The sequence below is a fragment of the Paenarthrobacter sp. PPS72 genome, from assembly GCF_048537125.1.
GTDB classification, from domain to species: Bacteria; Actinomycetota; Actinomycetes; order Actinomycetales; family Micrococcaceae; genus Arthrobacter; species Arthrobacter nitroguajacolicus_E.
In genome coordinates, this window is record NZ_JBLYIE010000039.1 from 53,418 (window position 1) to 66,171 (window position 12,754).

At 61.0% G+C, this 12,754-nt stretch carries 12 protein-coding genes; 3 read left to right on the forward strand and 9 right to left on the reverse strand.

Going from position 1 to position 12,754, the window contains the following annotated elements; all coding sequences use genetic code 11:
• Positions 1-14 precede the first annotated feature (14 nt).
• Positions 15-1,643 (reverse strand): relaxase/mobilization nuclease domain-containing protein, encoded by a 1,629-nt coding sequence (locus ACLRGI_RS16450; RefSeq protein ID WP_419202641.1) that lies wholly within the window; start codon positions 1,641-1,643, stop codon positions 15-17.
• A gap of 4 nt (positions 1,644-1,647) precedes the next feature.
• The gene (mobC, locus tag ACLRGI_RS16455) at positions 1,648-2,043 is read right to left on the reverse strand and encodes a plasmid mobilization relaxosome protein MobC (RefSeq protein ID WP_419202642.1); all 396 of its coding nucleotides are present in this window, start codon (positions 2,041-2,043) and stop codon (positions 1,648-1,650) included.
• 225 nt (positions 2,044-2,268) lie between these two features.
• On the opposite strand from mobC, the gene ACLRGI_RS16460 reads away from it, so the two are divergent.
• Positions 2,269-2,604 (forward strand): hypothetical protein, encoded by a 336-nt coding sequence (locus ACLRGI_RS16460; RefSeq protein WP_207597849.1) that lies wholly within the window; start codon positions 2,269-2,271, stop codon positions 2,602-2,604.
• A gap of 720 nt (positions 2,605-3,324) precedes the next feature.
• Here ACLRGI_RS16460 and ACLRGI_RS16465 read toward each other — a convergent pair.
• The 3 genes from ACLRGI_RS16465 to ACLRGI_RS16475 all read right to left on the reverse strand — a co-directional run bounded on the left by ACLRGI_RS16465 (position 3,325) and on the right by ACLRGI_RS16475 (position 6,138).
• Positions 3,325-4,677, reverse strand: a complete 1,353-nt coding sequence (locus ACLRGI_RS16465; protein ID WP_419202643.1) for a ParB/RepB/Spo0J family partition protein — start codon at positions 4,675-4,677, stop codon at positions 3,325-3,327.
• A gap of 576 nt (positions 4,678-5,253) precedes the next feature.
• Positions 5,254-5,631 carry a DUF3846 domain-containing protein gene (locus tag ACLRGI_RS16470; RefSeq protein WP_207597848.1) on the reverse strand — a complete coding sequence of 126 codons (378 nt, stop codon included), beginning with the start codon at positions 5,629-5,631 and terminating at the stop codon, positions 5,254-5,256.
• Positions 5,632-5,706: 75 nt separating this feature from the next.
• Positions 5,707-6,138, reverse strand: a complete 432-nt coding sequence (locus ACLRGI_RS16475) for a hypothetical protein (RefSeq protein ID WP_419202644.1) — start codon at positions 6,136-6,138, stop codon at positions 5,707-5,709.
• Positions 6,139-6,642: 504 nt separating this feature from the next.
• On the opposite strand from ACLRGI_RS16475, the gene ACLRGI_RS16480 reads away from it, so the two are divergent.
• Positions 6,643-6,837: a hypothetical protein gene (locus ACLRGI_RS16480; protein ID WP_207597869.1), complete on the forward strand. Its 195-nt coding sequence runs from the start codon at positions 6,643-6,645 to the stop codon at positions 6,835-6,837.
• Positions 6,838-6,933: 96 nt separating this feature from the next.
• Positions 6,934-7,236, forward strand: coding sequence for a hypothetical protein (locus ACLRGI_RS16485; protein ID WP_207597846.1), 303 nt, complete (start codon positions 6,934-6,936; stop codon positions 7,234-7,236).
• Positions 7,237-7,253: 17 nt separating this feature from the next.
• Here ACLRGI_RS16485 and ACLRGI_RS16490 read toward each other — a convergent pair whose 3' ends face one another.
• From ACLRGI_RS16490 to ACLRGI_RS16505, 4 genes are all read right to left on the reverse strand, one after another.
• A complete protein-coding gene (locus tag ACLRGI_RS16490) occupies positions 7,254-7,934 on the reverse strand; it encodes a hypothetical protein (protein ID WP_207597845.1) in 681 nt (226 codons plus the stop codon).
• A 59-nt stretch (positions 7,935-7,993) separates the two neighbouring features.
• On the reverse strand, positions 7,994-8,266 hold the full coding sequence (locus ACLRGI_RS16495; protein WP_242703682.1) for a helix-turn-helix domain-containing protein: 273 nt from the start codon (positions 8,264-8,266) through the stop codon (positions 7,994-7,996).
• 39 nt (positions 8,267-8,305) lie between these two features.
• Complete coding sequence (locus ACLRGI_RS16500) at positions 8,306-10,867, reverse strand: DEAD/DEAH box helicase (protein WP_207597843.1); 2,562 nt, start codon at positions 10,865-10,867, stop codon at positions 8,306-8,308.
• On the reverse strand, positions 10,867-12,754 hold a 1,888-nt coding region (locus tag ACLRGI_RS16505; protein ID WP_419202645.1), incomplete at its 5' end, for a site-specific DNA-methyltransferase. The genes ACLRGI_RS16505 and ACLRGI_RS16500, both read right to left, overlap by 1 nt.

The window sequence follows — 12,754 nt, forward strand, 5'->3', positions numbered from 1 at the left end:
CACTAGTGGTGTTTCTATCGGTCAAGTACAGGTCCGGATTCCCGTCCTGTCCCGGTGGGTGTCTTGGCGGGTATGGCCGTCGCGGGAACGGCGGAGCCGGGACGGATCGGAGCCAGACCACGCAAGCCAAGCTCCACGGGGTTGCGGTCCTGGCCACGCTCCGGAGCCTGGGCCGGCCCGCCCACGGTAACCGGTCGTGGCATGGTGGCCGCAAAGGGCTTCAGCTGCGTCGCGACAACGGCGCGGATCCTCTCAGCTTCCCGTGTCCGGCCGGATTGCTGATGCATCTGGTAGATGGCGTGCGCCATATTCGCCAGCTGCACCATCAGTGCAGCCTGCGCGGCTGTCTTGTTCTTGGACGAGGCGGCCAGGAACAGCATGGCCGTGCCGGCAATGGACGGCAACGCCACGGGCTTGGTGTGCACCTGTGGTGCGCGGAGCTGCGCGGTACGGGACAGTTCAGCCGCGGTGGCCGCCAACGGCCCGGGCGTGGGCTCGAGACGGTGGGACCACGCAGCGAACGCCCCGGAAACGTCCCGCGCAGCTTTCGCCCAGGTCGCGTGATCATCTAGCGGGACCGAGCGCAGTTGCTCCGCCAGGGCGGTCGCGTTGCGGGTGTATTCCACCCACACCTGCGGCGACGGCGTTGCCCTCTCGGGTCCGGTCCTGGTGACGGTGCGCTTGTTGCGTGCCGCGGCGTTCCACTCGGCCGCGGCCTCACTCGCGGCGTGCGGCGAGTCCATCCAACCTTGCCGCAGCGCACCCAGTGTCAGGTCGGATGCGAGTGTGCCGCCACCAAACCAGATGGGCCGCTCCCCCGGCCTGGGCCGTTCGGCAACGGAGTACCCAACGATGACATCCGTGGTGTTCTTCGCATACCGCGGACGGAGCAACATGCCCGTGTCCCGGGCGCGGCGGACGAACTCCCCCTCGGTGGCCGAGGCGCTGGCACTGGCACGGACCTTCCGCGCCAAAGACGCCCTATGCATCTCCCGCTCATCCCGGGTAGCGGTGGCCTTCTCGGCCCGGTCATAACCACGGGTCGCGTACACGGCCGACAGTTGCTCGAGGCCGTACTTGACCTCCAGCTCACGGCAGGTCTGCTGGGCTCGTTTGTAGTCCCCGTGGGTGGAGGCTTTGGTGCCGTCTTCCCGAACCAGGGACACGGCGATGTGGATGTGGTGGTTGCCGTTCTCACTCGTGCCGTGGTTGATCGCCGCCCACCGGCACTGCGCTTTTCCGCTGGCCGCGGTGAAGCCCATCGCGTCGACAAAGTCGTTGGCGATGTCGCCCCACTGCTGGTCCGTCAGGGCGCCCTCTTCGGCGCGCAAACTCAGCGAGCAATGCCACACGGACGCGTCCTTGTACCCGACGTGAACGCGTTCCTTCTTCGCCGCATCCCAACCAAAATCTTTGACCCTGACCTCAACGCTGAACAGTTTCCGTGGCTGATCCAAATGCTTCGCGATCGCGACCGCATCCTCATGGTCCAGGACCCCGTCGTCGTACCACGCCATGACCGCCGCGTCCCCGGCCACCAAGTGCGGGTCGGTGTGCGCGTTCTTCGTCTTGTCCGTATCCGTCGAGGCCAGATAAACCATCAGGCCGGCCATCCGCGAACCGCGGGTGATGTTCGGGATCATTCGCTCACATCAACCCCTCAATAGCCCGGTCAATGCGCATCGCCACCGACCGGATATGCTTCAACGCTTCACGGGCCTCAACGGGGAACTCCCCCGTCGCGTTCGCCTGACGTGCGAGCTGGTTGATGTTGTTCGACGAACGCGCCAACAAGTTATGCAACTGCATCAACTCGGCACCGATGGCCCGCCGCTCCGTCGGCGAATCAGTACCCTCCGCCAGAGCGGTCGACACCAACAGGTTCGGGACCGTCACTTTCTCCCGCTCGGCACGGGCAACGAGCGCTGCTTCTTCCTCCGCCGTGACCCACACGTCACGGCGCTTCTTCGACCCGGCCGGACTGTTCGCCCGGCGCCGCCGGGACAGGTTCGGACGGCCAGTATTTCCTTCTTCTTCCGGCATTCCAATCCCCCTCCCAAAAGGCCTAGCGCAGCGACCCCGATATCCGGGGACCCACAAGCCAGTGTCGCCCACCAACCCGGCAGGGTCCGTGAGCGACACACCATTTACACCCGTGTAAATGTATAGCTTGCTCCGCATGGTTTCGTTGGGCTGTTTTGGCACCAATTGTGCAACTCGCCGGAAAACCTTGCTTCTGGTGCCACGTTCAGCCACTAGGCTGTCCGCATGGATATCGACAACATTGCCGCAAAGGCGGCCGCGAAAATTGATGCCGTCAGGGACGCAAGAGTCAATGCAGTGAAGACCGCTGCTGCCAGCAGCGTTGAACTGCAAGAAGCTGTGCAGTTGCTCACAGCCGCAGAGCAGAAGTATGCCAAGGACTACCAGGCAGCCCTCAGGGCCGACTGGACCGAATCTGACCTGCGGGGCTTCGGGTTGGACGCACCGTCCAGGAAGGCCGGCGGGCGTCCCAAGGGCACTAGGACGACGCGCCAGTCAAGGCCTGCTAATGATGCCGCACGTGAGAAGGAACTGATCGGGACAACCAGCGAAAACTGGTAGCGTCACCCCTCGCCCGCATGTGCACGGCGCAAGCTATTTCCTCCGGGCTTGCCCCGCACACATGTGGACGACAGGACCCACCGAACCGGCTGCACACAACCACCACGTCACCAACCTTCCACACCTTGCCCTTCGCGAGCGGTGGCCGTGCACAGCCTCCATCCATAAGGGGCGGGAAAATACCGGCGAAGTTTCCCATGGTCCAGGCCTGGGCGTTGCCGTCTCCCCTACCGTCTCGGTTGGGACTTTTTCGGCCGGGACGACACATATCTACCGTGCGGGCCGCGAGTGGGAGGGCACAGGAACCGGGGCCGTGTGGCCGGCTTCTTAGGCACAGGGGGGCTCCCAGCGAGCTACTGGCGGGGATCACCACAACCAGGAACGGCGCAGGGTCCACTTTCTTGAAAGACGGACTTAAACACGAAGGGCCGGCTTGTTAGCCGGCCCTTCGTGTCCTTCGGCAAAAAAGGAAATCTATGGCTTCAGCTTAGCTGAAGCCATACGCATGATTACAACTGAACAAGTTGTTGGACTGTCGTGAAGTCGCGGCACTTACTTTCAGGATGGGTGGGCGCGTTTATGGCGGTCCGCCGCTGGTGAGTGGCAACTTGGTTCGTCATGGGCGGCGGACCGCCCGCCCTGCGGGAGGTTCATGGTTCTGCCTGTGGTGGGTAGTGCAGGGGCTTGCCGGGCGGTGGGGGTTCCGCCCGGCAAGGGGTCTTATGCCGCTTCGGTTTCTTCGGCTGGCTTGCCGCTGTCGATAATCATTTGCTCGGTCTCACTTGCGGTGTATCCCCACACGACCAACTGGTTCAGGTAGTCCCGGTGCGTTTGTGACGGGGACCGCCATGAGTCCTTTGCAATCGTCTTCTCATACCCGGCGCACACCAGTGCGATCAAAGAGAACTCAGGCCGGGCCGTGGACGCGGCTACGTGATCCCGCAGCGGGTTCCATCCCCACCGGTCCGACTCGTCGGACTTCGCTCCAACCATCTCAGCGGCCACCTTCCCGTCATAGCCGCTGACCGTTGCAGGGTGGTGCGTGAGCGCATACGCGGTGAAGTGCTGCCAGCCCTTCGGCGCCTGCTTCTTCGCCAACAGGTTCCGGACAAACTCACGCCTTACGATGGTGGCCGACTCGGCCGCTCTGTTATTGGCGATCAGGGTTTTCCGGTCGGCCTTCTGTTCCTCGGTCATCGGGCCTTTCTGGACGTTGCTGCCGCCGTCGTAGCGTTCGTACTTCGGGACGAAACCCATGTCCTTCCAGCCTGCGATAACTGAGTGGGTTCGGTGCTGGCCACGGTAGTCCGTGGTGATCAGGACGGCGTTCGCGTCCTCCTCGGTGGCCGGTTCCCCGTCCTCCCTTTTGGCGGCGGTGACGTAGAGGTTCTCGTCGTCGGAGTAGTGTCCGGCGTCCTCCACGGTCGTCTTACCCTGGGCTTCGAGTTCGGCGATCAGCGCGGCGAGGGCTGCGGCGCTTTCGCGCTGGTCCCGCAACCGCTGGGCGACGTGGAGCAGCTGGTCGGGGTCGTCGATGAGAACTGATTCAAGGTCGGCCGTCGCGGCTTCGTCCTGTTCAAACTCGGCCATGATCAGAGCGGTTTCGATGCTCCATCCCCGGTCCAGGGCGGCGGTCCCGGCCTCGGATGCCTTGGCCTTCAACGCACCCTCGACGGCGGCCTTTTTCCGTCCGGTCCTCTTGGCGATCGATGCCGCCGAAACACCGATCAGGGATAGCTGGTGGTAGGCGTCTGCCTCGTCCGCTTCGGTCAGTTCGGCGCGCTGGATGTTTTCCACGACCTGCGTCACGATCCGTTCGGCCTCTTCCGGGGACTCGATGATCATCACCGGGATTTCAGGGCGCTGGGCTTCGACGGCGGCGCGGGTGCGGCGCTGTCCCATCAGCACATGCACCGTGCCGTCGTCCTTGCGGTGCGCGATCACGGGTTCCATCACGCCGTGTTCTTTGACGCTGGCAATGAAGTCAGCGGTCAGGGCGGCGTCTTTGCGGACGTTGATATCCACAGTCAAAGTCGTGGGGTCGAGCATTTCCAGTGTGGGTGCTGCGTTCATGGTGTTCTTCCATTCTTTGCCGAAATGGTGGGTGAGTGGGGCGGCTTAGGTGACCGGCCAGCTCCCCTCTCCCCCAGTTGCTTTTTTGTTGCTGGCACGTAGTGCTCTACGGGGCCGACGGAGGCGTCTCCTCCCGCCAGGGCAAGGTGCTGGAAATCTTCGAAAGGAAATAAGCGACGCAGGAGCGCCGTCGAAGAATTCCGGCGCCGCAGGGCCCCTGAGGAACGAAGGGGTCAGGAGCTTGAGCCGGAGCGGAACCGTATGATCCGCAGGACAGCCACAAAAATGCTTGTAAGCAACAGGTGATGACGGGCCGGAGCTCTGCGACGGACCGGCAGCACCCAACAGCCGGCCACGGAGCGAAGCGGAGAGGACGCCCAACAGTGCTCGCCCGAGTACCCTTTCCCCGACCCCTCCTCTGCGCCCAAATCACCGTAAGCGTGGGCTTGTCGCACGCACCAGGTGACCAGCGCCGGCCCTGACGCGGGAACGGCGGTCCGGCGCCGGCAACCACCCACCCAGGCGGCCACCTGCGGCGGACCGCCCGCCCACAAAGGCGAACGGCCCGCAGCCTGTCTAGGCGGTGGTTTGGTGGAGTCCGAAAAGCTGTTGCGCGGTGTCAATCAGATGTTCGGGGACGTCTGCTTCGTCGCCGTCAGCGGTTTCGCCCAAGACAACGACGTCACCGCAGTACACGTCTGCCAGAACGCCGGTTTCTTCCAGCACCAGCTGGGCGGCGCGGCGGTTCGGTGCAAGCTGCATGATCTTGCCTTCTTCATTCAGGTAGAAGTGCCAGTCATCGACGGTGACGGCTTCGATGTTTCCGGCCACAAGGGTTTGCAGGTTGTCTAAACCGGCGTTGATGGGTTCGACGCGTGCCGGCTCGGCCAGGTTGGCTGGGATGATCAATGCTGTGCAGGTGTTCACGGTTTGTCCTTCAACGATTGCAATCATGAGTTTTTACTCAAATACTCATTTGAGGTGGGAGGGGTGCCCCGCCCGTAGGCGGGGCACCGGTTTGGGTGGTGGTTAGGCGGCGGCGGAGAGATTGCAGGGAATCCGGTACCGACTGGGCATCTCGGCGGCTGCCTCTGGCAGGTCGTCGGGGCCTTGGGCCTGTCCGTTCTTCCAGTGGAAGAACGCCTGCTCACTTATCGCGGTCCAAAAAGCGGCCTTGGTCCGGTAAAACGTGGTCCTCACGTCGCCCTCACAGTAGGTGGCCATGCCGAACAGGTTGCCGATCTCGTCGGCGGTGCGGATCCCGGCGACCATGACGTAAGGCCACTGGCCCAAGTCCCAGCCGTCACAGCCCCAACTGGGGATCACGGCCCAGCCGTGTTCACCGATTACGTCCATCCAGTCGTATCCGTCGTTCATGTGGTAATCCACGAGCACCGGAACATCGTGGATGGTTTCCTCGGTATCAACGGTGGTCACGGTCATCTTGATGACTGCGTTCATGTGGTGGTGCTCCATTCTTTGCCGAAATGGTGGGTGGGTCGGGCGGCTTAGGTGACCGGCCAGCTCCCCTCTCCCCCAGTTGCTTTTTTGTTGCTGGCACGTAGTGCTCTACGGGGCCGACGGAGGCGTCTCCTCCCGCCAGGGCAAGGTGCTGGAAATCTTCGAAAGGAAATAAGCGACGCAGGAGCGCCGTCGAAGAATTCCGGCGCCGCAGGGCCCCTGAGGAACGAAGGGGTCAGGAGCTTGAGCCGGAGCGGAACCGTATGATCCGCAGGACAGCCACAAAAATGCTTGTAAGCAACAGGTGATGACGGGCCGGAGCTCTGCGACGGACCGGCAGCACCCAACAGCCGGCCACGGAGCGAAGCGGAGAGGACGCCCAACAGTGCTCGCCCGCGAGCACCTTGGTCACCTGCCGGCGCAACCCGGCAGCCCTCCCCCACATTTTTGAAGTCCAGACCTACGTTCGTATTGGCACATCAGAACAAACCGAAAGGGATGGACATGGATCGAGATAGGACTTTGCTGGATTTGGCCCGGATGAACGCGAAGATCGCCGCACTTGAGGGTCAGCCAATCCGTCAGATCACGGCGGCCATCAGGCGAGAGGCAGAAGCAATCAGGTTCGTTGTACCGGATGTGACCGTGAGTGCTTGGGCGGAAGCTGTCCATCGCGGTGACGAATTCCGGCTGCGCTGACCTGGCGCCAGCGAACTTGGTACGGTGGCAGTGTCCCGCCACGGTCTTGCCCCCATATTCCCTGGTGGGATGATTTTTCCGACGAAGGGCCGACTCATGGGATTTTGGAACCTACTGAACAAGCGGGGCACTCGAGGTGAGCCCTTGGCAGGCACCGTAGCCGCGGCTGAGCCTGCGCCGCTGTCGCTTGCAGAGCAGGCAGACCTAGACGGTGCATTGGTTGAACTCAACCTGGCCCTTAGCGAGTCCAATGTGACGTCCCTTCGTGCTTGCAGCCGAAACGGGCGGCATTGGGGCGAGGACCCTGAAGCGATTCGGGCGATTGCTGCCACGATCAGGGGCGTCACGCAGGAAGCGGCTCAAGGATTGCCGGATGGGCCGGCGCCCAAGGAAGGGTAAGCGGCTTATCGCCTCAGTTACGCTTCCGCAGGAGCAACGACGTACTTCTCATTCCCATCGCCTTCGAAGCTGCCGGTAGTCGTTGTAGTGATGCTTCGGATGCCACCAGCGGCGACAATCCGCTGATGGCTTATCAGCTGCCCCAGCGCCTTGCCCTCAGGCGTGGTGACATTCCGTCCGATGTGCTTTGGGCCTAGATTCACTGCCAACATGGGTTTGGGGTTGAATCTCCAAAGCTTTTGCTGGTGGTCCAGAGTGGGAGAGCAAACCTGGCACGCGACATAGCTATTTAGCTGTTCTACTTCCGTCCTGCTGAGGATGTGTGGCTGAGCGTAGACCAGCGACAGGTGATTTAGCGTTAGTTCCCCGTCGCCATTGAGCACATGTGCCCAGGCCTGCTTCCGGTCAAGGACATGCCGGACATGAAAGCATTCGGCGAGGTGAACCCGTCGAGATCCACTTGCGGTGATGACGAAGATGGGCTCCTTCGAGCGCAACTTTTCGTCTACTTCCAACTGTTCTCGCGCTATCTGCGCCCTGATATCGTCCCAAGACATGTCCGGTTCAGCTACGGCAGGATCCCACGGTGTACCCCGAAGATCAGGTTCCGAACCGCTCCGCCGGGAGCTCCCGTTACGTATTTCGGTGACCAGCGTGCGGAGATCTTCAGGGGATATCCGCTGGGGATCGACACTCACGTTCTAGCCTTCCGTTCTTTGGGAACCATTCCGTCCCGACAACTCTGTATGTGCCATCCTTACAGCTGCTCAGCCGCTTCGCTCTGGGCCTGGTCCTCGATCACTTCCGGCGCCTGACCCGTCCTAAGTGTGTTCCGGTTTTCCCAGACCCAATCCTTGACCTGATCTCTGGCAATCAACCACGTCTTCTCGACCTGGTAAGCAGGAATCACTCCGTTTTGGAGCCACCGGTACACAGTGTTTCGGGATAGCCCGAAGAGTTCTTCGAGGTGCTGAGGCGTCAGCCGCTCGGGGTACTTAGCGAAAAGTGCTTCAAGGTACTTGGGGTCCATGCTCAGTCCGTCCCGCCGCATATTGCGGTGCTCTTAAGATCAGTACGCCACAGCAGACTCGCGGTAGGCAGAGTCTGCATCTATCGCATCCAAGACAATTTTCCGTATTTCCGGCAAGGTGAAGTCGAGGACACGCAGTTCTCCATCTATGCGAGAAATTGACTCGATGCGATGAAAACTCTCGCCGTAGACCTCTGCGAATCGCGCTAGGCCCCGTAGCTTGGGCAGTGCATCGGGTAGCCACGACCCATGAGGATCGACGATGCTGGCTCGTACACCGTGACTAGTGGTGACAAAGAAGAGGAAGTCGGGTCTGAGTGTCCTCCAGGCTCCGTGGACGTCCTGATAGGCGATGCTCATCGAGTCGCGGCCGCCGGTAGGGTTGCGATACCAGGCGAGTAGGTCGCCGCGTTGAATTTCGGTATCGAGCACCTGAATCTCGTCGGGGTTAAGTTTCCCTACTGGGAACATGCCATCTTCGTCCGAGAGCAGGTGGAGCGGGCGCTGGTCGAGTATCTGGGTTGCGTCGCCCACGGCCCGGCGCGTTTCCTCCTGTCGGTTTTTGGGCAACGCCATGGAAATCAGCTGAGGGTCCGTGCTCATGGCCGTAATCTCCGCATACAAGCTTTGACGGGACTCCGACAGCGTCTTGATGGCTACGCGGTGCTTGCCCAACCACTCCGACGAGAGCAGATCGGCAGCCGCATCCAGCGATGGCCGGGTCTGCGGCAGCATCGCGAGCCCTGCCACGCGTACGTGAGCGTCACGGAGAACATCCTCGTCCTCGGCGTCTGCTGCAAGGTGGTCTACGTAGGTGCGCGCGATGTCTGGGGTCACTGTTCGTGTGGCATGACGGAATGCTTCCTGGATGGCGCGGTCATCCGCCGCCTCAGTCCAGGTTTCGTCGGCCCTTAGACCGTAGCGCGCGTGTCCGCGGACAGTGCCGCCGGCTACAGTCCGCACGTCCGACTCGGCTTTCTCGAGCTCGTTCCGGTACTGCGCAGACAGCCCGTTGAGGACCCCGTGCAGGCGCTCATGAGCTATCCGCCCCGCCTCCGGCACCAAGCCATCCGCCGCCAGCGCATGAGCCAGAGAGGTCAGGCGCTTCATTGGGTTCGCATGCTTACGGGGCAACGTTTCGGCAGGGAGTTCGGCGAACAGCGCCCACACCGAATCAGGAACCCTTTCGTTCGGCCTCATGAGCTGCGGGTCGATCAGAACACGCTGACCGGTTCCAGTTCCGGTTTCGCTGAGGTCATTGCCCATGATCTGCTCAAGCACGCGGCTGGCCGTGGCTTTGTTAAACCGTGGAAGGATGCACTCGACACTGTTTAGGACGTCGTCACCCTCAACTCGACGCGCGAGAGGGGTACGTATCATCCGGCCCAAAAGCTGGGTGATGTGTGTTTCATCCTCGGCTGGACGGAAGGAAACCATTACCTCTGCACGCGGACAGTCCCAACCTGTGCTGATGGCATCCTTAGCCAATATCACCCGAATATAGGCAGCGTCCTGCACTCGTTCCGGTGAGATGTAGGGGACGTTGTGCGCACCGAAAGTTTGAGCAGTATGTTCACCAAAGACGTGCGCGAACGCCTCGGAGCCGATCTCGGGCCATTCATGCCGGATGACATCAATGGCAGAGGCCACCTCTGTCGGTGAAGGCTTGTTCGGCACTTGCAAAACCAGTAGGGGCGCAATGGGGTCATGGTCATTTTGTGCGGCGGCGTATGCCGCCCAGGCCGCCGACATCTCCTTCACCTTACGAACGCCGCGCCGCAGGAGAACGGTGTTAAAGTCTCCCGTCTCTGCGGGGAAGTCGAGGACGATGTCATCTTTGAGGAGCCCCGACTCCTGAATCCGAACAGGATCCACGGTAATGGTCCGAAGATGCACCCGGTTGTCCTGCACTTCGGCAGCACTCATGGAGTCCTCGAACCGCTTTACCGTCGCAGAGATACCCCAAACGATCGGAACAGGCGGAACGGAGCCGTGACCGTTGATGAGACGCTTCACGATAGTAGGCGTGTCAGATGATGCCCTCCGTCCCATACCTCGGTGAGCCTCATCAAGCACCATGTACAGCGTGGTGCTCTCATCCTCAATGGTGTTTCGCAGCGTGTCCCAAAACGTGAATGGCACAGTGTCCGGGTTTGATTCCATGCCCGGCAGGGCGTCAGCAGCATCGTGACCCCGTACCAGCAGACTATTCCGTGACAGCTTAGAGGTATTGAGGAAGTACACATGCCCGGGCTGCAGCTTCCGGTATCTAAACGGATGTTCGACCGTGACCAGCCGGTTGCGGAGTCGGTCAGAAGCTTGCTCCAGGCGATACCTGGTCTGCTGGTTCAATGAGGGATCGTCGCTGAACCACAATACGACCGCACCTGGATCAGGGACGGTTTCGAAGTCCTCGCTCCCCCAAAAAAGCGCTTCAATAACCCCTGCCGCCATCACCGTTTTGCCGGCACCAGTCGTGGCTGTGAGTGCTACCGACGAAACCCGCTTCCGCGCGCCGTGGTAGAACTCGCGTGCATCGGTCAGCTCTGCCAAGGTGTCCCCGACAGCGTCCACCTGGTAGTCCTTGAGAGTGAAGCGCATTAGAAGTCACCATTGCTTTCGCAGTTCCGGAGGTAATCCTCATAAAGACGGACGGTTTCAACACCGGGGATCTCGTTTGCGATCTGCTGGTAGCGGCCCTCGTCGTTCGTAACGATGAAGACGATCCTGAGGCTCTCCTGGGGCTGAAGCGCAGCTATGAATTCGGTTGACCGGTCAAGGTCTTTGATGATGCCGTAGGCCTCGGCAACCGCCCACCCTGGCGAGAGATCGTCTATGCATCTCCCCCTTGCGCCAGCACGCAGCCAAAGCATCGGAGCAATTGCCGCAAACGCGCGGTCAGTGCTGACCTGCCACAGTGACTCGTAAGTGAGTGTGAAGAATGCGGCGTTTTCGTTGAAGCCGTCAGCCATCGAAAACTCATCGACAAACTTGTAGTCGCCCTTGATCGGCTCTCCATCTGGAGTGCGACCCGTAATCGCTGCGAGAATTCTGGGCTTCGTGATGTAGTCACATATGCCCCATTGCTCCCACCGGGCGTCGCCTGGACGCAGTTTCTCCCTGCGTAACCGTGCTTGCTCCTCAGCTGAAACCTCGTTGTTCGTCACGGAAATGCATTGCCGGCTGCCGCCATCCTGCCGGTTTAGCCGCATCAAAGCATGGGCAGTGGTTCCGGAGCCGGCAAAGAAGTCGAGCACAACTGCTTCGGGCTTGTCGCTGACAAAGAGCCTGAGTGCATCCTCGACCGCATGAAGGCTCTTCGGGAACGGAAACTTCCTGCCGGGGAGGAATGCTGTCAGAAGAGTGGAGCCATACTCAGAGGCATTGTGCGAAGGTGTGCGCCACTGAGTGAAAGGAACCTGAGCTCGAGATTGCACACCTACTCTGGTCGCTAGAATCGATCCGTCTTCCGCTCGGCCCTTGATCTCAAACCTGCCGGACAACACCTCGGCATATGCCCCATCCGAGAGGTAATTAATCACGTAGCCGTAGGCGGTTTTCCGGCCAATTCGCACCCGTCCCTGGGAGAGACGGGACCTGAGTTCTTCTGGACCTATCTGCCATCGGCCTTCTGACCCATTCCGACGCAGTGGCAAAGTAGTGATGAGGCCAGGAACTTCCGGGGCCTCGTGCTTATCAGCGCTGAGGGGTGCTCCGACCTGCTCGATTCGGCCAGTGGCAGGATCGACATAGATTGGATAAAAGAGGCCCGGCCGATCCGCACGAGCTGAGTTCGACCCGCGACGCATCATGGAGCTCCAAGCGGGCTCGGTATTGTCGTCGCTCGCTGCAGTGTCGCTATTGCCAAAGCTTCCCGACCCCCACTCCCCACCAAGTTCCAACCTTTGTGGGGCGGCCGCGCCCAGCATCACGAAGAAGATGTACTCGTCGGAGCGGCGGAAGGAATCGCCGCGCGAAACTCCCTTGGGGTTAATGACGGTAGAGATCATCTGGATACGTGCATCGTCGAACGTCTGCTCCAGCAGCAGCCCGAGCCTCAAGTATTCCTTCTCATCGATTGTCACGATCAGAACAGAGTTTTCGGGCTTGAGGAGTCGCTTGGCCAGCTTGAGCCGTCGCTCCATGAACGCAAGCCATTTCGAATGCCGGTAAAGGTCATCGCCCTCGACGTAGTCGTTGTTGTACTTCCAGTCACGGGCGCCTGTGTTGTAAGGCGGATCAATGTAGATCACGTCCACAGCCTCTTCGTGAGTGAAAGTCAGCTGTTCGAGCACATGAAAGTTCTCGCCATTGATGACTGTGTGGAAAGGCCTATCCCCGCCTCGCTCCACTGTTCCGTCAGGGCGCAGCCCGGGGTAGATCCAGTCGCGAAATTCGGCCACCAAAATGAGATCGTCCCGCTGCACGGTGCAGACCTCACCCTCGGAACTGTCCAGGAGCGAGATCTCAGCGGCGTCACCAATTAGC

Coding starts and splice junctions, on each gene's coding strand:
- ACLRGI_RS16450 (WP_419202641.1), bottom strand. CDS start 1,643: ATGATCCCGAACATCACCCGCGGTTCGCGGATGGCCGGCCTGATGGTT.
- mobC (WP_419202642.1), bottom strand. CDS start 2,043: ATGCCGGAAGAAGAAGGAAATACTGGCCGTCCGAACCTGTCCCGGCGG.
- ACLRGI_RS16460 (WP_207597849.1), top strand. CDS start 2,269: ATGGATATCGACAACATTGCCGCAAAGGCGGCCGCGAAAATTGATGCC.
- ACLRGI_RS16465 (WP_419202643.1), bottom strand. CDS start 4,677: ATGAACGCAGCACCCACACTGGAAATGCTCGACCCCACGACTTTGACT.
- ACLRGI_RS16470 (WP_207597848.1), bottom strand. CDS start 5,631: ATGATTGCAATCGTTGAAGGACAAACCGTGAACACCTGCACAGCATTG.
- ACLRGI_RS16475 (WP_419202644.1), bottom strand. CDS start 6,138: ATGAACGCAGTCATCAAGATGACCGTGACCACCGTTGATACCGAGGAA.
- ACLRGI_RS16480 (WP_207597869.1), top strand. CDS start 6,643: ATGGATCGAGATAGGACTTTGCTGGATTTGGCCCGGATGAACGCGAAG.
- ACLRGI_RS16485 (WP_207597846.1), top strand. CDS start 6,934: ATGGGATTTTGGAACCTACTGAACAAGCGGGGCACTCGAGGTGAGCCC.
- ACLRGI_RS16495 (WP_242703682.1), bottom strand. CDS start 8,266: ATGGACCCCAAGTACCTTGAAGCACTTTTCGCTAAGTACCCCGAGCGG.
- ACLRGI_RS16500 (WP_207597843.1), bottom strand. CDS start 10,867: ATGCGCTTCACTCTCAAGGACTACCAGGTGGACGCTGTCGGGGACACC.